The sequence below is a fragment of the Ferroacidibacillus organovorans genome, from assembly GCF_001516615.1.
In the GTDB taxonomy this organism is placed as follows: domain Bacteria; phylum Bacillota; class Bacilli; order Alicyclobacillales; family SLC66; genus Ferroacidibacillus; species Ferroacidibacillus ferrooxidans_B.
On record NZ_LPVJ01000048.1, the window covers coordinates 72,195 to 94,935 of the forward strand.

At 54.1% G+C, this 22,741-nt stretch carries 22 protein-coding genes; 19 read left to right on the forward strand and 3 right to left on the reverse strand.

The genetic code is table 11. The annotated features are described in order from the left end of the window. Positions 1–72: 72 nt before the first annotated feature. The gene (locus ATW55_RS10350; RefSeq protein ID WP_160327222.1) at positions 73–1,329 is read left to right on the forward strand and encodes an MFS transporter; all 1,257 of its coding nucleotides are present in this window, start codon (positions 73–75) and stop codon (positions 1,327–1,329) included. A 63-nt stretch (positions 1,330–1,392) separates the two neighbouring features. After that, positions 1,393–2,853: a DUF2254 family protein gene (locus tag ATW55_RS10355; RefSeq protein ID WP_067716849.1), complete on the forward strand. Its 1,461-nt coding sequence runs from the start codon at positions 1,393–1,395 to the stop codon at positions 2,851–2,853. Here ATW55_RS10355 and ATW55_RS10360 read toward each other — a convergent pair. After that, positions 2,850–4,634: an Rqc2 family fibronectin-binding protein gene (locus ATW55_RS10360; protein WP_067716853.1), complete on the reverse strand. Its 1,785-nt coding sequence runs from the start codon at positions 4,632–4,634 to the stop codon at positions 2,850–2,852. The genes ATW55_RS10355 and ATW55_RS10360 overlap by 4 nt on opposite strands. Next, the gene (locus ATW55_RS10365) at positions 4,624–5,571 is read right to left on the reverse strand and encodes an SDR family NAD(P)-dependent oxidoreductase (RefSeq protein ID WP_067716857.1); all 948 of its coding nucleotides are present in this window, start codon (positions 5,569–5,571) and stop codon (positions 4,624–4,626) included. The genes ATW55_RS10360 and ATW55_RS10365 overlap by 11 nt, the downstream gene beginning before the upstream one ends. A 204-nt stretch (positions 5,572–5,775) precedes the next feature. Here ATW55_RS10365 and ATW55_RS10370 point away from each other — a divergent pair, with 204 nt between their 5' ends. The 16 genes from ATW55_RS10370 (at position 5,776) to spoVM (ending at position 21,946) form a co-directional block, all read left to right on the forward strand. Next, positions 5,776–8,466, forward strand: coding sequence for a calcium-translocating P-type ATPase, SERCA-type (locus tag ATW55_RS10370; protein WP_067716861.1), 2,691 nt, complete (start codon positions 5,776–5,778; stop codon positions 8,464–8,466). Positions 8,467–8,665: 199 nt separating this feature from the next. Then, positions 8,666–9,541 carry a YicC/YloC family endoribonuclease gene (locus ATW55_RS10375; protein ID WP_235587094.1) on the forward strand — a complete coding sequence of 292 codons (876 nt, stop codon included), beginning with the start codon at positions 8,666–8,668 and terminating at the stop codon, positions 9,539–9,541. A gap of 50 nt (positions 9,542–9,591) precedes the next feature. Beyond that, a complete protein-coding gene (locus ATW55_RS10380) occupies positions 9,592–9,873 on the forward strand; it encodes a DUF370 domain-containing protein (RefSeq protein WP_067716868.1) in 282 nt (93 codons plus the stop codon). 43 nt (positions 9,874–9,916) lie between these two features. Further along, the gene (gene rpoZ, locus ATW55_RS10385) at positions 9,917–10,126 is read left to right on the forward strand and encodes a DNA-directed RNA polymerase subunit omega (RefSeq protein ID WP_423742964.1); all 210 of its coding nucleotides are present in this window, start codon (positions 9,917–9,919) and stop codon (positions 10,124–10,126) included. Continuing rightward, positions 10,123–11,340 (forward strand): bifunctional phosphopantothenoylcysteine decarboxylase/phosphopantothenate--cysteine ligase CoaBC, encoded by a 1,218-nt coding sequence (gene coaBC, locus ATW55_RS10390; protein WP_235587087.1) that lies wholly within the window; start codon positions 10,123–10,125, stop codon positions 11,338–11,340. Before rpoZ ends, coaBC begins: the two co-directional genes overlap by 4 nt. 3 nt (positions 11,341–11,343) lie before the next feature. Beyond that, positions 11,344–13,755 carry a primosomal protein N' gene (gene priA, locus ATW55_RS10395; RefSeq protein ID WP_067716871.1) on the forward strand — a complete coding sequence of 804 codons (2,412 nt, stop codon included), beginning with the start codon at positions 11,344–11,346 and terminating at the stop codon, positions 13,753–13,755. 107 nt (positions 13,756–13,862) lie between these two features. Then, positions 13,863–14,816, forward strand: a complete 954-nt coding sequence (gene fmt / locus ATW55_RS10400; RefSeq protein WP_067716875.1) for a methionyl-tRNA formyltransferase — start codon at positions 13,863–13,865, stop codon at positions 14,814–14,816. Beyond that, positions 14,813–15,613, forward strand: a complete 801-nt coding sequence (locus tag ATW55_RS10405; protein WP_067716879.1) for a transcription antitermination factor NusB — start codon at positions 14,813–14,815, stop codon at positions 15,611–15,613. The genes fmt and ATW55_RS10405 overlap by 4 nt, the downstream gene beginning before the upstream one ends. Then, positions 15,610–16,212, forward strand: a complete 603-nt coding sequence (locus ATW55_RS10410) for an RsmB/NOP family class I SAM-dependent RNA methyltransferase (protein ID WP_067716882.1) — start codon at positions 15,610–15,612, stop codon at positions 16,210–16,212. Before ATW55_RS10405 ends, ATW55_RS10410 begins: the two co-directional genes overlap by 4 nt. Before the next feature lie 10 nt (positions 16,213–16,222). Continuing rightward, positions 16,223–17,308 carry a 23S rRNA (adenine(2503)-C(2))-methyltransferase RlmN gene (gene rlmN, locus ATW55_RS10415; protein ID WP_067717012.1) on the forward strand — a complete coding sequence of 362 codons (1,086 nt, stop codon included), beginning with the start codon at positions 16,223–16,225 and terminating at the stop codon, positions 17,306–17,308. A 111-nt stretch (positions 17,309–17,419) separates the two neighbouring features. Beyond that, positions 17,420–18,175, forward strand: coding sequence for a Stp1/IreP family PP2C-type Ser/Thr phosphatase (locus ATW55_RS10420; protein WP_067716885.1), 756 nt, complete (start codon positions 17,420–17,422; stop codon positions 18,173–18,175). Then, positions 18,172–19,893, forward strand: coding sequence for a Stk1 family PASTA domain-containing Ser/Thr kinase (gene pknB, locus ATW55_RS10425; protein WP_067716890.1), 1,722 nt, complete (start codon positions 18,172–18,174; stop codon positions 19,891–19,893). Before ATW55_RS10420 ends, pknB begins: the two co-directional genes overlap by 4 nt. Positions 19,894–19,943: 50 nt before the next feature. After that, a complete protein-coding gene (locus ATW55_RS16135; RefSeq protein ID WP_153005122.1) occupies positions 19,944–20,144 on the forward strand; it encodes a hypothetical protein in 201 nt (66 codons plus the stop codon). Positions 20,145–20,189: 45 nt separating this feature from the next. Beyond that, entirely contained in the window at positions 20,190–21,068 is an 879-nt protein-coding gene (rsgA, locus tag ATW55_RS10430) for a ribosome small subunit-dependent GTPase A (protein WP_153005123.1), read from the forward strand. 2 nt (positions 21,069–21,070) lie between these two features. After that, complete coding sequence (rpe, locus tag ATW55_RS10435) at positions 21,071–21,724, forward strand: ribulose-phosphate 3-epimerase (RefSeq protein WP_082685750.1); 654 nt, start codon at positions 21,071–21,073, stop codon at positions 21,722–21,724. Positions 21,725–21,871: 147 nt separating this feature from the next. Next, a complete protein-coding gene (gene spoVM, locus ATW55_RS17345; protein ID WP_143216182.1) occupies positions 21,872–21,946 on the forward strand; it encodes a stage V sporulation protein SpoVM in 75 nt (24 codons plus the stop codon). Positions 21,947–21,998: 52 nt separating this feature from the next. Here the strand turns inward: spoVM and rpmB are convergent, their stop codons facing one another. Next, positions 21,999–22,190 (reverse strand): 50S ribosomal protein L28, encoded by a 192-nt coding sequence (gene rpmB / locus ATW55_RS15825; RefSeq protein WP_082685751.1) that lies wholly within the window; start codon positions 22,188–22,190, stop codon positions 21,999–22,001. Positions 22,191–22,367: 177 nt separating this feature from the next. On the opposite strand from rpmB, the gene ATW55_RS10440 reads away from it, so the two are divergent. Beyond that, positions 22,368–22,733 carry an Asp23/Gls24 family envelope stress response protein gene (locus ATW55_RS10440; protein WP_067716897.1) on the forward strand — a complete coding sequence of 122 codons (366 nt, stop codon included), beginning with the start codon at positions 22,368–22,370 and terminating at the stop codon, positions 22,731–22,733. The last annotated feature ends 8 nt before the right edge of the window (positions 22,734–22,741 follow it).

Genomic DNA, 22,741 nt, shown 5'->3' on the forward strand with positions numbered 1-22,741 from the left:
ATTTCGCTCTATAATAGAAAAGGAGAGATGGAGAAGTTCTCTCCTTTTTTCTTTGCGGAATTGAGGGATTTCATGTCGACCGGCTATGAAGAGATTGTCATCAATGAGCGTTACAGCATCATAAACGGAAGTTATGCCATGTTTGGTCTTACAATCGTAGGTAATTTTGCCTCACTCTTTGTCATTGATGCGCTCCACGCAACGTCTGAAGAGGTTGCGCTCCTGACTTCGCTTCCGGCGTTGATGACCGTTTTGGCAACGTGGCTTGGCGCGGTGTGGCTTTCTCGCGTCAACAGCAAAAAAATGTTTTGCATACGGGCGACATCGGTTGCCCGCGTCTTTTATTTGATGATAGCGCTTGCCCCATTTTTTATTCGCGGCCCGTTTCTCGCCTTCTTTGTCGTTTTGCTTTTGGCAATCATGAATTTTCCGCAAGGTCTCAGTCAGCTTTCTTGGCAGTCGCTGATGGGGGATCTCATACCAGAAGATCGCAGGGCTGCTTTTTTTGGCGTCCGCAACCGCGTCACGACGATCATCGCGATGATTGCAACCCTCTTGCCTGGCCTGGCGCTTCAAGCATTTCCGAGTGACGCGATTCCCCCATACCAAGTGCTCTTTGTGCTGTCCACGCTGTTTTCCTTCTTTGAGGTATACTATCTCGTCCTTCACCGCGAAAACACGGAACGCCGCCCTGATGTTGTGCGTATCGATTTTCACGTGCGTGAGATGTTGAAGCCGTTTCGTCGCGCGCCCTATCGTCGCTTTTTGATTGCCTCTATGGTTTTTAATTTTGGGTGGCAGTTAGCCTGGCCGCTTTTTAGCATTTACCAGATTCAATATGCACACGCGACGGCGATTTGGATCAGCGCGTTTAACGTCGCGAGTCAGATTACGCAGATTCTCACGTTTACACTGTGGGGACGAATCTCTGAAAAGTACGGAAACACACTGGCGCTCGCTTTTGCCTGTCTCGGCATGGCGGCAACGCCCGTGATGACTGTCATTTCACAGAATCTGGTCTACCTGACGGGGTTGAATTTGATAACAGGACTGTTTGTATCAGGGATTAATCTGCTCCAGTTCAATCATCTGTTAGAAGTAGTTCCCAGAGAGGATCGCACCGCGCTTATCGCGCATTTTAATGTGATTATTGGAATCATGGGAATCGTCGCGCCGCAGATCGGTGTCTTTCTGCTCGGCAAGATCCACATGGATCCGGCAATGTGGGTGTCGACGATCCTGCGGCTTGCAGGGACGTTTATCTTCTTTTACTTGATCCGCTTTATCAAGCGCTCCAAACGCGCCGCTGACGCGGCAGATCATGTCTAAGATGGGATCGATCTGGAAACCCTAGGGAGAAAGAGTAGCTCCATTTGAGGGTGTGTTGTTTCGTTGCGAAAACTCATCGTTCATATCCTGGGTTCGCTCTTGATCATCGGACTCGTCTTTTTTTTCTCGCCCAAAGCGTTCGTTGGCGACACGGATACGGCGCGCAACTATCTGAGTACCATCGTATCCTGTCTCTCCACGATCTTTGCGCTCTGCATTTCCATTGCGCTCGTCGCGATCCAACTGACGGCGAGCCGCTATACGCATAGGGTGCTCGACATGTTTTTAAAGATGCCATTTAATGCATCGCTGATTCTCTTTTATTTTGTGACGATCATTCAGAGTCTTTTTTTGCTCTCGCGCATTACGGAACCGATTCACATGACGCTGCCGGCCATGCTTCAACCGCAGATGAACGCAGACATGATCCTGGTCGTGTTTTGCTTTATCATTTTGATCATTTACATGTACGCCGTCATGAAATTGTTAAAACCGGAACAGATCATCGACAACATCCAGTCAGAGTTTCGCACAGCCGTGAAAAAAAGAAAGACGGCGGAGGCGCTGATTCGCGTGGAGCAAGTGTGCGATATCGCCAAGCGGGCGGCCGTGGACATGGATTCGACGACGGGGACTGCCACCGTGCGCACGCTGATGCTGATGGCCAGTTTGGGAGATGTGCAGATGCGCCAAAGCGTTGCGCGTCAATTTGTCGAGATTGGCTCTATCGCCGCCAAGGAGCGAGAGAGTGGGATGCTCATCTCGGTTCTTCACGCACTGCAAGAAATGGGAACGAGACACCTGGATGACGGATGGTATGAGGATGCAAAACGGGTGGTGGAAGCCTTGCGGCAGTTGACGCGCTCAAGCCTGATCGGACAGGATCAACTCCCGTATGTGGAGGAGGTTGTGGAAAATCTCTTTCGCATCGCGACTACCTCCTTGACGCACACGGGCGAAAAAAAAGAAGCGTGCGCAGATCTCTTGGGCGAGGTTGTTACAACCATGAAAGCGATCGGACTCGATGTGCTCGCCCGCGATCGCGCAGGGTTGTCTTATGTGATGGAGGATTTGATTCCGCTAAAACTTTTGCAACTGCGCACGCTGTCGTCATCCGCAGGGCTTTCGGTGTATGCCGAGCGGGTTGGGCGGCATGTGCTGCTAGCGCAGGTGGCCATGGTGAGCGTATCACTTCTTGACGCGCCGCAAAGAGCGTTTACGGCGCTTTTATGCGCGCTTTATCATGACGGCGAGCCTGAGCGCTCTGGCAGCGCGCGCGCCATGGCGCAGAGTGAACTGGTTCTGCTGTGCGCCGCACTCGCGCGCTACATGAAGCGTGAAGATGTGGTGAAATTATGCCTGCCGCGTCTGCTGTCATGCAATGTGCGCGAGAGCGATTGGACTTGTGTTGACCGCGAAGAGCTTTCCCGGCTGTTTGATTTTGAGGATCCATTTTATTTCATCGCAAGCATCTGCGAATCCATCCGCCTTTGTCTGCCACTCACGGTCTCAGCGCCACGCTAGGCAGATCCGGGAAAGGCGGCTGAGCGTTTTAGGATCTCTTCTACTTGCTCTTTAGTATAGCGGACGGCAAGCGTTGACTGGCCTTCAAAGATGACAAAGCCCGGTCGCGCTTTGTTGGGCTTGCGCAGGAGCTTGACTGGCAGCCAGTCGACATCGGCGCGCAGTGCGTCGCGCAGGCTGCTAAAATGCGCGGCAAGGATCGCCGCCTCAAACAATGCCTGTTCAGATGGCTCTGCATCATGCAGAATGACGTGTGAGCCGGGGGCGTTTTTCACATGCAGCCAGATGTCCGTCTTGCGTGCAAGACGATGTGTCATCACGTCGTTTTCACGGTTGTTTCGACCAACCCAAATAGGTGTCCCATCCGATGAGAGATAGACGGCGGGTGCCAGTTGCAGCTTCTCTTGTTTCTTGTTTGTCTTTCCTTTTTGGGGTTTTCCTTTTTGCGTGTTGCTTGGCGCAGGCATTCGGAGATAGCCGGCTTCTCGCAACTCCATTTCGATAGAAGGAATCTCCTGCACAGTGCACACCGCTAGCTCGTGCAGCACTGAATCGAGATAAACGACTTCCTCGCGCGCTTGCGCGAGCTGTTCCCGCGTGATCTCGACCCCTTTTTTATAGCGCTGATAGCGTTTGAAATATGCGTTCGCATTGTCAAGCGGGGAGCGCGCAGGATCAAGCGGGATGTGTGTTGGCTCCTCGTTTTGATAAAAATTCGGCAGAGTCACTTCCTGCGTTCCTTTTTTTACTTCGTGCGGGTATGCAGTCAAAAGTTCTCCGGCAATCCGCCAGAAGTCTGCCTCGTGACTTCGCGACAGGACATCCTCAAACGTGTCAATGCGCGCAACAGCGCGTGCGCGCTCCTGTTTTGCCAGGCGCAGCAGGTGTGTCGCTTTGCTTCTGGCAATGTCGCTCATGGCTCGCTCGGCGTAATAGGCGTCAAGGCAGTCATTGACAAAAGAGTAGCTCACGCGCTCTCCTTTGAGGTGCTGGATCGGGAAGAGATAAAACGAGTCGGCGCGCTCCCGGCCGCCGCGCACGATAGTAGGAGACGGATGGACTGTCTTTTGCAGCGTATCAGCAAAGCGTAACCACTCTTCGTCGATCGTCGGCGTGTGTCCCCCATCTCCCGCGGGGTTGTAGGCCGCTTCTTTTGCAAAGAAGGGACTGATCCCTTCATATGTCGCGACGAGATGTTTTGCAAATGAATTCATGGTGTGCTCGCGGCGTGCAAGATAACCTTTGCGCGTCTCTTTTAGCGGATCGAACTTATTTTGCGCAGGTGGTGCGACGTACGGTCGCCCAGGCAGCACTTCGCGATGGCGGTTGACTGCCTGTGACAGGTGAACAATCGCATCAAGGATGAGTCCGTCGGGGCGTTCGAGCAGGATCAGGTTGCTGTGTTTACCCATGATCTCAAGGACCACCCGGCGCGTGACCTTTTTGCCAAGTTCATCGCGAATCTCCACGTCGATATGTGCGATGCGTTCACGCCCCACCTGTGACAGCGCAATGATTTTTCCACCCTCCAGGTGCTTTCGCATCATCGTGCAAAAGAGTGGCGGAAGCGCCGGACTTGGGATCTGAAAGCGTGTCGTCATGTGCATCCGCGGATATGAGCGGTTGGCAGAGAGCAAAAGCCTGTGATTGGTGCGCTCCACGCGTATCTGTAAAACGATATCGTGCGGAGATGGCTGTGTGACGCGATCAATGCGACCGCCAACCAGTGTTTCATTCAGTTCTTTCAATACGGCGTCTAGCACCAGTCCGTCAAACGCCATCAGGTATCGCTCCTTGAAATTGTTCGTGCGTAAATGACCCACGCTCACTTCCGCTTTGCACCGTGTAGATGCTGCGTCGATTGGGGTGATCGTCGCGCGAAAGGATCGTGGCGTTGCGCTGCCAAGGAATGACGTAGACTTCACTCCCAGGTTCGTAGACGACAGCGTCCCTGACTTCTAGTTTGCCTGTGTCAAACTTTGAGATCACATCGACGCCACCTGTGAGAGAGATCACATTCCCCGTAAAAAGTTTTGTGCGCGGATCGAGCAACAGATCAATGATCTGAGCCAAGTCACCCGCAACCGGGGCTGTTGCAGGCGAATCGAGCGCGCACGGATCGATGTCTTGTTCTTTGGCTGCGCCGCGAATGTCTCCGGGACAGATCATGTTGGCGGTAATCCCGCACTCGCGCTCTTCCATTGCGATACTGCGCGTGAGTGAGGCGAGCCCGACTTTGGCGGCTGCATACGCCGCTCGATAGGGCCAGCCGGGGGCCTCTTCAACGCGGTCAAAACCGATCGTCACGATGCGGCCAAACCCTTGTCTGCGCATGGTTGGAATCACGCGGCGAAACACGTGAAAGGCAGAAGTGAGATTGCCATCAATCATCTGTTGCCACTCGCTCAGATCATAGTCGGTCAGTCGCTTTCGCGAAAAAATAAAGGGTCCCGCACTGTGAATGACAGCGTCAAGACGCGGCGTATCGCGCAAGACGCGATCGAGCATGCCAGCGATATCGATAGCTTTTGTCATGTCTGCCTGGATTACGGTTACGCGGGCACCGTAGGTTTTTTCAAGCGTTTCTGCGAGCGTTTCGCAGGCTGTGCGCGAATGGCGATAATTCAAAATCAAGTCATAGTTCTGTTTGGCAAGATGGTGTGCAAACACGACAGCCAAACCTTTGGCGCTCCCTGTGATCAGGGCATATCTCCGCAACGAAATGCTGCTCCTTTCGCGTACGCGAACTCGCGCGCGATACTCATTCAAGTATACCAGACTATCCCACATCCGGGTGGGAATTGCTTTCTTTCACTCTCTGCATGATCGAAGCGGACAGCGCATAGCTTGTACGGTGAGGGGCTGCAGGAAAAGCAATTGGGTTTGCGCTCGCTTGGGCGTGTGTGAAAGGGTGAGTATCTCTTGACAGAAAAACGTACAGCGTGGCACACCTTGTCAGGCGATCAGGCACTTGCTGCGCTTGAGGCAACACAGGCTGGGCTTGATGAGAATGAGGTGGAAAAAAGGCGGTCGATCTTTGGTGAAAACGCGCTTCTTGAGCGCCGCCGGATCTCATTGCTCAGTGTTTTTTTTGATCAGTTCCGCAATTTTATGGTCATCGTTCTTCTGATTGCGACGCTCATCTCAGGTTTGCTCGGCGAATACACAGACGCCTTGACGATTATGTCCATTGTTCTGGCAAATGGCGTTCTCGGATTTTTTCAGCAGGTGCGCGCAGAAAAATCTCTTGCATCACTCAAGCAATTGACTGCGCCAGAGGCGCGGGTTATGCGCAATCGCGCAGTATCGCAGGTGCTTGCGACCGCACTTGTTCCGGGGGATATCGTTTTGCTTGAAGCGGGGGATCGCGTGCCAGCAGACTGTCGTCTTCTATCCGCACGTGAACTCGCAGTCGAGGAGTCTTCGCTGACAGGAGAGTCCGTGCCTGTGCAAAAAGACGAACGCTCTATTGCCACACCAGATGCGCCTCTTGGAGATCGGGCTGGCATGGTTTTTATGGGGACGATGGTGACGCGCGGCAAGGCGAGTGCAGTGGTCGTTGAGACAGGCATGGGGACTGAGATGGGGCGCATCGCCGAGTTGATTCAGACGAGCGGATCGACCCTTACGCCGCTTGAACACCGCTTGAATCAGCTTGGGCGAATCTTGGTCTGGCTGAGTCTTGCCATCACGATCATCGTCGTCATCGCAGGCGTTCTTCACGGCCACGCGCTTTATGAAATGTTTCTTGCAGGCGTAAGTCTTGCTGTTGCGGCGATTCCTGAAGGACTGCCTGCGATCGTCACGATCGCGCTCGCGCTTGGCGTCTCGCGGATGATTGAAAGAAAGGCGATCGTGCGCCGGCTCCCTTCCGTCGAGACGCTTGGGTGCGCCACGGTGATTTGCTCAGACAAAACCGGCACCCTCACGCAGAATCAGATGACCGTTAAGCGCATCTGGCTTGAGGGGGTCGCCTATCAGGTCGCAGGAGAAGGCTATCAGGCGAGCGGTCAAATCTTGCGCACAGACGGGTTGCGCATCGACCAGAACGCGCTCTTGCGCCTGGCGGATGTCGCGCGCGTCTGCAACAATGCGGCGTGGCGTGTGACAGAGGGGCATGTGCACGTGTCGGGGGACCCGACAGAAGTGGCGCTGCTTGTTCTTGCTGAAAAAATTGGCGGGACATCGAGCGTGCAACGCGTGAATGAATATCCGTTTGACTCTGAGCGAAAACGCATGAGTGTCATTGCAAGCGATGGCACCCGCTCCGTTGCCTATGTCAAGGGCGCGCCAGATGTACTGTTATCGCTTTGTACGCATCTCATGATGAATGGAAAGCGGCACCCGCTCACGCCTGCGCTGCGCGAGAAAATTGGCGGCGCACTCGCAGAGATGGCGCGCGATGCGCTCAGGACGATCGCCCTTGCCACGCGCGAAGTGCCGAATGACTCCGTTTCACAGGAACGCGTGGAGCGGGATCTCACATTTGTTGGACTTGTCGGAATGATGGATCCACCGCGTGAAGAGGTTGCCGCCGCGATTGTCGAGTGCAAGCGCGCCGGGATCAAAACGATCATGATCACAGGGGATCACCGATTGACAGCGGAGGCAGTCGCCGCGCGCCTTGGGATCTTGCCGCAGGGCGGACGCGTGATGACAGGCGCAGAGCTTGACCAGCTGACGGAGCGCGAACTTGAGGATGCAGTCAATCAAGTCTATGTTTTTGCACGCGTTTCACCACAGCACAAGCTGCGCATCGTAAAGGCCTTGCAAAAACGCGGACATGTCGTCGCGATGACCGGAGATGGCGTGAATGACGCGCCTGCCATCAAAAGCGCAGACATCGGCATCGCGATGGGCAAAAGCGGGACGGACGTGGCGAAAGACGCGTCGTCGCTGGTACTTGCCGATGACAATTTTGCGACAATCGTCGCCGCGATCGAAGAGGGCAGAAACATTTACGACAACATTCGCAAGTTTATACGGTATCTCTTGACTTCAAATGTTGGAGAAATCCTGACGATGTTTTTTGCGATGATGATGGGATTGCCGCTACCGCTGCTGCCGATTCAGATCCTATGGGTCAATCTTGTCACAGACGGACTTCCCGCCATCGCGCTTGGCGTGGATTCACCAGAGCCAGGCACGATGATGCGCCCGCCGCGCGCCATGCGTGAAGGAATTTTTGCGCGGGGGTTGGGGCGCCAGATCATTACGCGTGGCATCGCCATCGGCGTGGTCACACTCTCTGTCTTCGCACTGTCTTTGCATCTTGGCGTTTTGCTAAAGACGGCGCAGACGATGGCGTTTGCAACACTTGTGATGGCGCAATTGATCCTCGTTTTTGACTGCCGCTCTGTTTCCCACGGCATCCGCGAGCGTGGAATTTTCGGGAATCCATACCTTGTCGCGGCAGTGGCCATCTCTTTTGTGATGCTGTGGATTGTCATGTACCTTCCTACGCTGCAACCCATCTTTAAAACAGCGCCACTCTCGCTGGCTCAATGGGGAGGCGTTCTCTTTGCGGCTGCACTCCCGACACTCTCAGTCGGGGCGAAACGGGCGCGCAGACGACACGCGACGCGCGAAGGAACACACCACAAAGCGGCGTAATTCACTTTTTTAGCAGACTCCGCCAAAAGCAGGAGTCTTTTTTTGTGCGGCGGCAGGTTGGCGCGTGAGGTTTGTAAGACTGCAAAACGACTTTCTTCTGGCGCACGTGTCGTATAAAATAAAAAGATGCGTTTGTTCGATAGCAATGGATTGCGCAAGTGCCCATTCCAAAAAAGGAGACCGTAACTGCGTGAAGAGTATGACCGGATATGGCCATGCAGAAGGCATTTGGGGCAATCGTGTTTTTCTCATCGAGATTCGCTCGGTCAATCATCGCTACCTCGATGTGGTGTTTCGCTTGCCGCGAGAGCTGTTACGACTTGAGAGCGCACTGCGCGACCTTGTCAAAAACAGAGTAAACCGCGGACGTGTGGAGATTTATCTGAGCGAGCAGCCAAATCAAGATGAATCTGAAGAGGTTTCGATCAACGAGGGTGTGTTGAACGCCGCTTTCAGCGTGCTAAAACGCGCGACACGCTCGGGATTCGTCGATATGGAACCGCCTTCTGTCGGACACCTGCTCATGATTCCGGGATTGTTCTCCGTCCGTTCAACTGATGCGCAAACGTGCGCCGGGGATGATGCGCAACTTTTTGCGATTCTTGAAGAGGCGTTGCAGGAGTTTATCGCCCGACGTCGAACGGAAGGATTAGCGATAAAGGCAGAAATTCTGAGGTTTTTGGATCGCGCAACGTCGCTCCACGCGGGAATGAAGGGAAAGATTCCGGCGATAGAGGCGCTTGAGCGCGAGCGGATCATGGTTCGCATGCACGGAATTCTCGGAAGTTCGATGGATCTCGCGTCTGAACGCCTGGCAGTTGAAGTGGCGTATCACGCAGCGCGCAACTCGGTTGAAGAAGAGATGGCGCGGATTGAATGTCATCTCAGTGCGCTGCGCAGTCTCTGTCTTGAAGATGGCGCAGTGGGGCGGCGTATGGAATTTTTGTTGCAAGAGCTTCAACGAGAAATCAACACCCTTGGCGCAAAAGCGGCTGATTTACGGTTGACTCAAGATGTTCTAGAGTTGAAACATACCCTTGAACAATTGAAGGAACAGGTTCAAAATATCGAGTAGCTGATGAGAAAGTGCCGGAGGCGGGCTTGCGCAAGTGAGGGGAAGCGAATGTGAACGACAGACTGATTGATCTTGGATACGGCAGTTATGTTGCGTCTTCGCGAATCCTTGCGATCGTGAATCCAGAGTCGGCCCCGATCAAACGGTTGATCCAAGACGCGCGCGAACAGATGAAATTGATTGACGCGACGTTTGGGAAAAAAACGCGCGCGGTGATCATGGCTGACAGCGGGCATGTCATTCTCGCGGCGATTGAGCCGGAGGCGGTGACCGCCCGCGCAACGCAGGATCCAGACAAGGACGTGCATAAAGCGCAGGAGGCCGGGAATTAGACGAGCGCCGCGATGCGAATGAAATGAAAAAGGAGCAAAAAAAATGATTCTCTATCCGTCCGTCGATAAACTTCTCACACTCGCAGACAGCAAATACACGTTGGTCATTGCAGCCTCAAAGCGGGCGCGGGCGCTTCAGGAGGGTGCGGAACCTCGCGCGTCCATACGCTCGGGCCGCTATGTGAGCACAGCGCTGCGCGAGATTGAGATCAAACAGATCAGTTATGTGCGCACGCGCGAAGGATTGAAGTGAGCCTTGTGAACCCGTCGTCACTCTCCGGAAAAACGGTGGTATTGGCGGTCACGGGCGGGATCGCGGCTTATAAGTCTGCGTATCTCGCGAGTTCGCTCACAAAATGCGGTGCGCGTGTGCGCACGGTGATGACGCGCGGCGCCACACAATTTGTGGCGCCGCTTACCTTTCAAAGTCTAACGCATGAACCGGTGCACATCGACGTCTTTGACGAGCGTGATCCAGCGCGGATCGCGCATATTTCCCTTGCAGACGAGGCGGATTTGGTGATTGTCGCGCCGGCGACGGCTGATGTGCTCGCGCGTGTCGCGCACGGGTTTGGCGATGACATGCTGACGGCGATGCTTCTTGCGACGCGCGCGCCCGTCATCTTTGCCCCTGCGATGAATGTTCACATGTGGGAAAATGCGATTTTGCAGGAAAATGTTCAAAAGTTACGGGTGCACGGGTACTTGATCGCAGAACCGGGAGCAGGCCCGCTTGCGTGTGGATATACCGGCAAAGGCCGCTTGATGGAACCGGATGATCTTTTGGAGTTTTTGGAATGGGCAGCGACAGAGTCGCGGTATCAGGGACTGCGCGTTTTGGTGAGCGCGGGACCCACACGTGAACGGATCGATCCGGTGCGCTATCTCACCAACGACTCGACGGGCACGATGGGGTATGCGATTGCCCGTATGGCGTGGCGCATGGGCGCGGAAGTGACGCTTGTCAGCGGACCGACATCATTGCCCGAACCGCTTGGCGTTTCTGTGGTCCATGTTGCGACGGCGAGCGAGATGGAGCGGGCTATGATTGATCGCGCAAATGATGCCGATGTCGTTATCATGACGGCGGCCGTCGCAGACTATCGACCGGAAACCGTCCTCGAAAAAAAGTTTAAAAAAACACAGGACACACTCTCGCTCGCCCTTGTTAAAAATCCGGACATTCTCTCGCAACTTCGCGATCACATGAAACCGCGTGCGACGCTTGTCGGATTTGCGGCAGAAACGCATGACCATGAGCTTTATGCGAGAAAAAAACTGAGAGAGAAACGGCTGGATTTCGTCGTTTTGAATGATGTGCTTGAACCTGGGGCAGGGTTTGGAACAGGGACAAACCGCGTGACCGTGTACGCTGCAGACGGCGGTGTCACACCCCTTGCGCAGGCGGATAAATTGACGGTGGCAGGGTTGCTTCTCCAGTTGATCCGCACGGGACGTGAGGTGTAGGCCATGCGTTATGCAGAGGTCGCTGTTTTGGTTCGCGCGCGTGCGGTCGATCGCCTTTTTGACTATCTCGTGCCAGAAGGTATGGACATCTCTGAAGGTGACGCGGTTGAGGTCCCATTTGGGGCACAACGGGTGGAAGGGTATGTCCTTGCGCTAAAAGATCGAGTCGCGGATGATTCTGTGTCGTATCGATCGATTGCAAAAAAACTGTCAGGCGAGCGACCACCCTTGACCCGCGATTTGATCGGGCTGCTCGACTTCATGAGAAAGCGCTATTTTTGCACGTGGGCGGCAGCCGTCTCCACCGTGTTGCCGCCGGTCATTCGCTCGCCAGGAAAACGGTACTATCAATTGGTTTGCGATGCGGTATCTGTGAGTGAGATGGATGCTGCTGACGCACTGTGGGTCAGAAAATTAAAGGATGCCTTTTCTAAAAAAACGCGCTTGGCAGAAGCGACGCTGCTGGAAAAAGGGTTTTCTCGTGCGCTTTTGATGCGCTTTGTTCGGCAGGGTTGCTTGATGCTTGAATTGGGCGGATCGTCTGTAACCAGGCGCACAGAGATGTGGGTGAGCGCAGTGCCAGACGCGCGGACAGAGCGCGTGAGAAGTGATCGCAAGCGCGAATTCTTGCGTTTTTTGCGGGATAGACGCGCGCCGCTTCGCTATGCAGATCTGCTTGAACAAGGACTAGCGACTGCCGAAATGATTCGCTCGCTAAAGGCGCAGGGACTCATTCATGTCACCGCAAAACCGCTGGAGGAAAGCGGGCATGACATGGAGGAACCACTTTCGCTCACAGAGGAACAGCGCGCTGCTGTGGAGTCGATCGTTGCCCTTATGGATGCGCGAAAACATGAGACGATGCTGCTCCAAGGGGTAACAGGCAGCGGAAAAACAGAGGTCTACCTGCAAACGATTGAACGGGCGCTGCAAAAAGGGTTGCAGGCGCTTGTCATGGTGCCGGAAATTGCGCTGACAACGCAGATTGTCGCGCGTTTTCGCAGACGTTTTGGGTCACGAGTCGCTGTTCTTCACAGTCGCATGACAGAGCGCGAGCGAAGGCATCAGTTTGCAAGTATCTACGAAGGTGTCGCCGATGTCGTGGTTGGCGCACGCTCCGCGGTGTTTGCACCGCTTGATCGACTGGGGCTCTTGATCATTGATGAGGAACACGAGTCGACGTATAAGCAGGATCGCGACCCCCGCTATGTTGCGCGCGAAATCGCCGCGTGGCGCGCGCAACACGCAAATGCGCCGCTGATTCTCGGCAGTGCGACACCTTCACTTGAAGTGATGTATCGCGTAGAGAGCGGGCGCTACACAAAGCAATTGCTAAAACAGCGGGCGACAGGACGCCCGCTGCCCGAAGTGCACATTGTTGACATGCGCCAAGAGATGAAAATGAACCAGCAAGGACTTTTAAGCCGCGCTTTGCGCGATGCGCTGAAGGACTCTTTCAACCATCAAGAGCAAGCGGTGCTGCTTTTGAATCGCCGCGGGTTTTCTTCGTTTTTATTGTGTCGAGAATGCGGAGAGTCGCTTACATGTCCGCACTGTGACGTCACGCTCACGGTACATCGCGACCCGGATCCTGCTCTTTTGTGCCACTTCTGTAACTATCGCGCGCCGCTTGTGGCTGTGTGCCCGGCATGTGGAGGAGGGCGCTTGCGAACATTTGGCGCGGGGACACAGCGGCTGGAGCAAGAAGTGCTCTCTTTTTTTCCAAACGTTCGGGTGCTTCGCATGGATGTAGATACCACTGCAGGCGTTGGCGCGCACGAACAGATTCTGTCCGATTTTGCCAAAGGAGAGGCGGATGTGCTTCTTGGCACACAAATGATTGCCAAAGGGCACGACTTTTCCAGGGTGTCACTCGTGGGTGTCGTTGCGGCGGATGCGGCGCTACATGTGCCGGATTTTCGCTCGGCAGAGCGCACCTTTCAATTGCTTGTTCAAGTGGCGGGGCGCGCTGGTCGTCACGGACGCGAAGGACGTGTGGTAATCCAGACGTTTGCGCCAGATCACTACGCGATTCAGGCGGCGGCGGCCCAGGATTACGAACAATTTTACCGCACAGAGCTGCCGCTGCGACGACGTCTTGATTATCCGCCGTTTACTGAAATTGCACAGTTCATTGTGACGCATGAAGAAGAACACAAGGCGCGTGAAGGCGCCCGGCAACTTTATCGTTTGCTTGAGGCTTCATTAAATGGTTGCGAGCGTGTTTCGCTTTTGCCCGCTGTCCCCGCTGTCGTTTTACGCATCCGCGGGGCGTACCGTTATCAGGTCGTCGTCAAGTACCATTCGTTTCGCGCTGTCTCGACGAAGCTGCGCAAAGCGTTTGATCAGGCTGTCGCCGCCTGTGGCAGCGATGTCTCTTTACACGTTGATATCAATTCGTGGATGACACTTTAGAGAAGTGCCAAAAAAGATGGATCTTGTTCATGGCGCGTACGATCATGAACCATGGCGCGCGACGAAAAATGCGCAGCGCGACGCACACTTGAAATGGGGGGATCTGTTTGGACGAACCGCGCATTGTCTTTATGGGAACGACGAGTTTTTCTGTCACCATCCTCCGTGCCTTGATTGAAAAGGGGCACAACATCGTTGCGGCGGTCACTCAGCCGGATCGACCAACTGGGCGCAAACGCGTACTTACGCCGCCGCCTGTTAAGATTGCGGCTGAGTCCTATGGCATCCCTGTGCTTCAGCCAGCGCGCATCCGCGATCAAGAATCGCATGTTGCGATCCGCCGCGTTGAGCCGACCCTTTTGATTACGGCTGCGTATGGCCAAATCTTGCCGGAAGCACTCCTCTCACTGCCAATCCATGGAGCACTCAATGTACATGCGTCACTGTTGCCAAAGCGCCGAGGGGGGGCGCCAATTCAGCGTGCGATTCTTGAAGGAGACAGTGTCACTGGGGTCACTGTGATGAACATGGTAAAAGCGATGGATGCGGGCGGCATGTGGGGAAAGGTATACATCCCGATCGATCAGCAGATGACATATGGTGAGCTTCAGGATCTCCTTGCAGAAAAAGGTGCTGAACTTCTGGTTGACCTCTTGCCTCTGATCCTTGACAAGTCGATCGTCGCGCGTCCGCAGGACGACACGCTCGCAACGTTTTCCCCCGTGCTAACGCGCGCTGACGAACAACTTGACTTTACACAAAACGCACAGCGTGTCGCCCAGCAGATTCGCGCGCTCGCGCCGCGTCCGGGCGCGTATACACAAATGGGTGATAAAGTGCTAAAAATCTGGTATGCTACGGTCGAATCAAGAGTCGACGGAACGGAACAACCCGGAACGGTGATCGAGCTTACAGAGAAGGGTCCGCGCATTGCGTGCAAAAATGGGACGATCATCGCGGAATCTTTGCAACTTGAAGGGAAAGTCATTCAATCAGGACGCGAATTTCAACAGGGTCAGAGAAATCTTCTCGGAACGCAGTTCAAAGTGATCGCGAAATGAAGGATTCGCGCGATTTTAAAAAAACGAGCCATACGGCGCGCGGGGAAAGCGGCAAACGCTCGATTTCTCCTGCACGTCTTGCGGCGTTTGAGGCGTTGCGCGCAATCTTTGGGCATGGCACGTATACCCATCTCGCTCTTTTGGAACAGTGGAATAAAAAGGACTATCGCGCGCAGGATGCGGCGCTTACATCAGAATTGGTGCGTGGTGTTGTGAAGTGGCAACGCCTGCTTGATGAGATGATCCGCCCTTTCTCGCGCGTTCGCATAGAAAAAATGGATATTCCCGTTTTATGCGCACTGCGCATGGGGGTTTATCAGTTGCGGATGATGGATCGCATTCCAGATTATGCGGCGATATCAGAAGCGGTTGAATTGGTTAGGATCCACACGTTTCACGCGCATAAGATGGTGAATGCCGTGCTTCGCGCGATTCAAAACGCAAAAGATCTTCCGCTTCCGCTATCTCCTGAAGAAGTCTCGCATGCGCCGCGTGACTCGCTCGGTCTTCGGCTCTCCTATCAGGACTGGATGGTTCGCGAAATTCTCGTATCGCTTGGAGACGAAACGGGGCGCGCGGCGCTTGCCGCAATGAACGAGAGACAACAACTCACGCTGCGCGTGAACGCAAGAAATGGATCGCGCGACCAAGTTCTAAACGGCCTGCGCGATGCTATGTGCAAGGTGTCCGAGGTGCAAGGCGTACCTGATGCGATCCTTGTTGAAGAAGGTGTTCGCGACGCGATTCAGGCGGTGATCGCACGGGGAGACGCGTCCTATCAGGCTTGTCCTCCATGAAAATTGCGCCGCTGCTTCGACCCCGCGCGGGAATGACGATTGTGGATGCGTGTGCCGCGCCGGGCGGTAAAACGCTACATTTGGCAGTACTGAGTGATGATCAAGCTGAGATTTTTGCTGTCGAGGTTCATGCGCATCGCGCAAAAATGATTCAAGAACAAAAAGAGCGTCTCGGCATGCATTCGGTCCAGGTGGTTCACGCAGACTTTCTTACGTTTGAAAAAGTTTGTGACGCGGTTTTGCTTGATGCCCCTTGTTCTGGATTGGGGTCCATTGCGCGCAAACCAGATATCAAATGGACTGTTGAAAAGAAAGATCTGGATGATCTCGCGGCATTGCAGACAAAGATGTTAAACCACGCAGCCGATCTTCTGAGGCCTGGTGGGACCCTCGTTTATTCCGTGTGCACATTGACACGCGCGGAAGGGGATGCGCAGGTTGAAAAAATTCTTGCAAAGCGCGCAGACCTTGAGCTTGACTGGATTGCGGATGACGAGTTGACGTTTTCACAGCGTACGCCTGCAGGCGGGGTGCGCATGCTGCCTCATCGGGATCGCGGGGACGGTTTTTTTGTGGCGAGATTCCGCAAAAAGATTTGATGCGTGCGTGATGAATGGACAGGAGGGAAAATGCGTGAAGCCACTCATTCTTGATTTGACTCGTCAACAGATTGAACAGTGGTTGCTTGAAGTTGGGCAGCCAGCGTATCGTGCAACGCAAGTGTTTCAATGGATCTACCAGCGTCGCGTCACGTCGTTTGCAGAAATGACTGATTTGCCAAAGACGCTTCGGGATCGACTCGCAGAGACGTTTCTACTCACGTCGCTGCGCGAAGTTACACGCCAAATCTCAAAAAAAGACGGAACGACCAAGTTTTTGTTTGCGCTCTCCGACGGAGCGACCATTGAGACGGTGATCATGCGTCACGACTATGGTGTCAGCGTGTGTGTCTCCTCACAGGTTGGCTGCAAAATGGGATGTACGTTTTGCGCCTCCACGCTTGGCGGATTGATTCGTCATTTGCGCGCGGGTGAGATTGTCGAGCAATTGATCTGGTGTCAGCGCTTGCTCGATCATGAGGGCGAGCGCGTCAAGAGCATCGTCATGATGGGGTCTGGGGAGCCACTTGAAAACTATGACGCGGCGCTTCGCTTTGTCGATATTGTGACAGACGCAAAAGGCTTGATGATCGGGCAACGCCATATCACGATCTCGACCGTCGGCTTGGTGCCGGCGATCTATCGGCTCGCCGATGAACATCGTGGGATTACACTCGCCGTCTCTCTTCATGCGGCAGATGACGCGACGAGATCTTCGATGATGCCGATCAATCGCGCGTACAACATTGCCAAATTGATGGAAGCATGTCACTATTATTACAGAGAGACTGGCCGCAGAATCTCATTTGAGTATGCGCTGATTGCAAATGTGAATGATACGCTTGCGCATGCGCGGCGGTTGGCGGAAGTCGTCTCGACGCTTCCGTGCCACGTTAATCTGATTCCAGTCAATTACGTTCCAGAGCGAGACTTAAAGCGGACAGAGCAGGCACAGATTCGTGCGTTTGTAAAGGAACTGGAGCGTCTCTCCGTCAACGCGACGGTGCGTCGGGAAATGGGATCGGATATTGCCGCGGCGTGCGGTCAATTGCGGGCAGAACACGCCAGTGAAAACGCTGCACTCGCGTCTCCGTGAGACTGATGTTGCCACGCGAAATGTGTGTGAAAGAGTCCTTGCAGAGCAGGTTGCGAATGCGGATTTCACGAGATGGGATGCATTGCTGAATTTTTTCGGGGAGTGAACGCCGTGCAGTTTGCCGCAAGAACGCACGTAGGCCTCGTGCGCAAAAGCAATCAGGACGGGTACCTGATTCGCATGCGAGAAGAGCGGGAGTGTATCGCGCTTGTTGCAGACGGCATGGGGGGGCAGCGGGCAGGAGAGGTTGCAAGCGCGCTTGCTATTGACATGATGTGGGAATACTTATCCAGACCAGAAGTGTTTACAGATCCAGCGTCTCAATTGCAATGGACGATTAAGCGTGCGAATGACGCAATTTATGAAAAGTCGCGCGAGGTGATCGAATATGCGGGAATGGGGACGACGGTGGTGGCGACTTATGCCACGCCAGAGACAGTACATTATGCGCATGTGGGTGACAGTCGGATCTACATGTTTTCAAAAACGTATGGGTTGCGCCGTTTGACAGAGGATCACTCTTTGGTTCATGAACTTGTCAGACGGGGTCAGGTGACGGCAGAGGAGGCTTTTTCCCATCCTCAGAGGCACTTGCTGACGCGCGCACTCGGGACGCTGCCAACGGTTGAAGCGGAGTGTGCCTCGACGCAGTGGCATGAAGGAGATTTGCTGCTCATGTGCAGCGACGGCTTGACGACGTGCATGTTGGACCGGGAGATCGAGGCATGTTTTCATACGGATGTCCCGCTTCATAAACAGGTTGACGATCTCGTTGAGATTTCGCTCTCGCGAGGCGCGCCTGACAACATTACGGTAATCGCCCTTTTGCATGACGGTGAGCCGGTGTGGAGGGATAGCCGTTCATGATTGGCAAGATTTTGGGTGACCGCTATCAGATCATCGAACGCATTGGCGGCGGAGGCATGGCGATTGTCTATCGGGGTCTTGATGTTTTGCTGCACAGGCCGGTCTCTGTCAAGACGCTTCGTCCAGAGTTTGTCGGTGACGCGGAGTTTGTGAGGCGCTTTAAGCGCGAAGCGCAGGCTGCCGCCAGCCTTTCCCATCCGAACATTGTTAATATTTACGATGTCGGTCAGGATTTGGACTCGCACTACATCGTCATGGAATACGTCGAGGGCAAAACGCTCAAGCAGTTGATTGAGGAGCGAGCGCCGCTTCCAGTCGATGAGGCGGTTGGGATCGCGCGACAAATCTGTGATGCTCTGGCACATGCGCATGAACATCATATCGTTCATAGAGATGTTAAACCACATAATATTCTCATCAGCACGACAGGGCGCGTCAAGGTGACGGATTTTGGCATTGCCCGCGCCATTTCAACAAATACGATTACGCATTACAGTTCGTCTGTCCTCGGGTCTGTTCACTATTTTTCACCCGAACAGGCGCGCGGGGCAACAGCTGATGTAAAATCGGACGTCTATTCACTCGGAATTGTGCTGTATGAAATGCTCACGGGTCAATTGCCGTTTTCAGGTGAAACGCCAATCAGCGTTGCGCTGAAGCACCTCCAAGAGAATTTTGTTGAACCGCGCCATCTTTCTCCGCGCATCCCGCAGAGTATTGAGAACATCGTGCTAAAGGCGTTGATGAAAGATCCAGAACAGCGGTATCCTTCAGTGCGCCAGATGGCGGATGACCTGGAGCGCGGGCTTCTCTTGCCGGATGTGCCAAAGTTTGTATCTGTGGCCGCCGCCTCGAGGGAGCATGTGATGGAGATGGGCGACACCGCGCTTCCTTTCAAAGCGATTGAGAGCACTCCGTCTTCTGAAGAGGTGGATGAGAAGAAACCTTGGTGGAAAAAGGCATTGATGGTCCTCCTTTGGCTGATTCTCTTTGGCGGTCTCACCTTGGTTGCCGTGCTTCTTGCACTTTGGCTTTTTTCGAGCGTCCTGCGTGTGAATACGATCGCTCTTCCGCGCGTTGTCGGCCTTTCGTATACGGAAGCGCGAACCACGCTTTTGAATAAGGGGTTTCAGGCAACGAAGATCCTGGAAAGCTTTGATACAAATTCTACTTCGACCGTAAAAATCGGACAGGTGGAAAGCCAGAGTCCTGCGCCTGGCAACATCCCGGCGAATTCAGACATTCATCTCGTGATTAAAGAGGGCAGTGCGCAAATCACGATGCCCTCACTGAGCGGCTTGCTTCAAAGCATCGCTCAAAGCCAACTGGTCGATCTCGGCGTTCCTGCGGGGCACATCACCGTGCTTGAACAGTCAAGCGCCAGCGTGCCGATTAATCAGGTCATTTCAACGACCCCGGCATCGGGAACGGCGATGAATGCGAACACGACACAGGTGACGCTTGTCGTCAGCGCGGGAACCCAGTCTGCGGCGGTGCCTGATGTGGTAAACAAGTCGCTTAGCGCCGCCACGGCTGCGCTTAAAGCGGACGGGTTCACACTGGGGCAAGTAACGACGACCAGCTCGTTTTCTGTTCCTCAAAATGAAGTGATCAGTCAGACGCCGGCGCCGGGCCAGCAGGCTTCTGCGGGATCAACAGTCGCGCTGGTGGTAAGTTCGGGCGCGCCTCGGGGACATCCTCGTCAACGTATCCGGTAACGGTCACACTGACGCCGGGAACGCCACTGCCTGTTGATGTGAAAATTGTGGTGATTGATGCGACAGGCACGAGCACTGCGGTGACGGCCTCACAAAATTCTCCGTCATCAACCTATCAAGTACATGTTGTGACGACGCCGAGCCAACCGGCAGAAGTGGATGTCTATGAGAACGGTCAACTGGTTTCGAGTCAGTCAGTCTCGGCCAATTCGGGGACTGGGACTGGGACTGGGACTGGGACATCCGGCTAAGCGCAGGTTTTGTTGTCTGAAAAGAGAGTGGGTGTGCGAATTCGGATGAGGGGAAAAATTGTTCGTGCGGTATCCGGATTCTACTATGTTCAAACAGACGCCGGCACCACGCTACAATGTCGCGCGCGGGGGATTTTTAAAAAGCGGGGCATCAAACCACTTGTTGGTGATCAGGTGGATGTCGAGGCGCAGGGCACACAAGAAGGTGTGATTGTTGAGATCGCACCCCGCGTCAACAAGCTTGAGAGGCCATCCATCGCAAACGTCGACCAGGTTTTCGTGGTGCTTTCGCTCCTCGAACCGGAACTCTCTCTTTATCAACTTGATAAGATGATCGCGATGGTCGAAGAACAAAATCTTCCGCTACTTTTGGTTTTGACGAAGGCAGAACTCCCAGGCGCGATCGAAGTGTTTCAGCGAATTGAGCCGATCTATCGAGCGATGCAGTATGAGTTGATCGCGCTATCGCTGCGCGCGGGAATTGGCAATGACACGTTGGCCGCCCGTCTCAAGAACAAGACGACAGTCCTCGCTGGGCTTTCAGGCGTTGGCAAATCGACGATCCTGCGGTTTGCAGTGCCTGGCGCTGATGTGGCGGTCGGATCGATCAGCGAGAAGGGACTGCGGGGAAAACACACGACGACGTTTGTAGAGCTCTATCAGACGGAGGACGGCTTTATCGCGGATTCTCCGGGTTTTTCTCAATATTCGTTTGAGGCGCTTGAGCCAGAACAAATCCAGTACCTGTTCAGGGACATTAAGGCTGAGGCGGATCAATGTGTGTTTCGCGGCTGCCTCCATGAAACTGAAGACGGCTGCGCGGTGCGCCGCGCACGCGATGAGGGGCGCTTGGCAGCGACTCGCTACACGAGTTATCGGCAAGTCCTGCATGAAGTGAAGGATGCAAAAAACAGGAGGTATTAGGAGTGTCGACCCTTGTTGCACCATCCATTCTGTCCGCAGATTTTGCAAATCTAGGGCGCGATATCATGCGTCTGGAAGAGGCACAGGCGGATTGGATTCACATCGATGTGATGGATGGACATTTCGTTCCCAATCTGACGTTTGGTCCACCGGTGATTTCAGCCATTCGGTCGTGTACTGCACTTCCGTTTGATGTTCATCTTATGATTGAAAACCCCGAACGGGAAGTCGCTCAATACCGCGAGGCTGGCGCTGACATCCTTACAGTGCACGCGGAGGCGTGTCGGCATCTTGAGCGGACGCTGACGCAAATTCGGCAACTCGGGGCAAAAGCGGGTGTTGCGCTCAATCCGGGAACGCATGAGTCGAGTATCGAGTATGTGGGGGATGTGATTGATCTCGTGCTGCTCATGACGGTGAATCCCGGTTTTGGCGGACAGACATTTTTACCACAAGTCCTGCGTAAGATTGAGAATGTACAAAAGTGGTTAGAAAAGATCGGACGAACTGATGTGCGCATTGAGGTTGATGGCGGAATAACGGGAGAGACTGCGAAAGCGTGTGTTGCGGCTGGCGCGTCGGTGCTTGTCGCTGGTTCGGCAATCTTTCGAGCTCCCAGTTTTCATGCAGCTGTCACGGATTTGCGCGGTTTTTAACATAATCCCGAGTTACTTTACGGATGTCACGCGCTGTGGTGCAAAGGCATATCATAAGAAATGCATCAACTAGTCGCGCCTGCGGCTTATAGTGACACTGCATAGAATGGTTGTGTCTCAACTACCATGAATAAAAGGGGGGAGAACATGCGGTTTTATACGATTAAACTGCCGCGTTTTCTCGGAGGGATCGTCAAGGCATTGCTTGGCGTCAAACGATAACAAAAAAAGCACCCCGCGCGGTGCTTTTTCTTTATATAACGCACGATATGCATCAGAGCGCGCGCTGAATCTTACCGCCTTTAAGACAGCGTGTGCAGACGCGCATGCGACGAACGGTACCGTTCGTATTTACACGCACGGACTGGAGGTTCGGTAGCCAGCGTCGTTTTGTGAGAATGTGGGAGTGGCTTACTGCGTTACCCACCTGTGGGCCTTTGCCACAAACTTCGCACCTTTTGGCCATACCCCAACACCTCCTTTTCTTTTCATGATCAAAGTGTTCACTAACTAAGAAAGAATAGCATAAACAGCTCCAGTGTGCAATCTTTGGCACGTTGTGCGCGGCAGTGTTTTTGCGCGATCTTTGCAAATGGTATAGGGTGTTGTACACTGTGGAAAAGCTTGTGAGCGGAGGGATACGATGGCGACTACGATAACGTCGGAGTTCGGCAAGATTACGATTGCGGATGATGTGATTGCGACAGCGGCGGGAATGGCGGCGCTTGACTGCTATGGTCTGGCGGGAATGGCCCCACGCAGGGCGATGCGGGATGGGATCTCGACGCTTCTCAACCGCGAGAATCCTGGGCGGGGCGTGGATGTTCGCTCGACAGGGGAAGGTCTTACGGTCGATTTGTCCATTGTCGTGAGTTATGGAACCAGAATTCCCGAAGTGGCCGCCAATCTGCGTGAAAAAGTCAGCTATACCCTGCGGGAAATCTTTGGCATTGAAACGGAACGCATCAACATCAGCGTCCAAGGCGTCAAAGTGCTCGGAGATCGATAAGGAGGCTC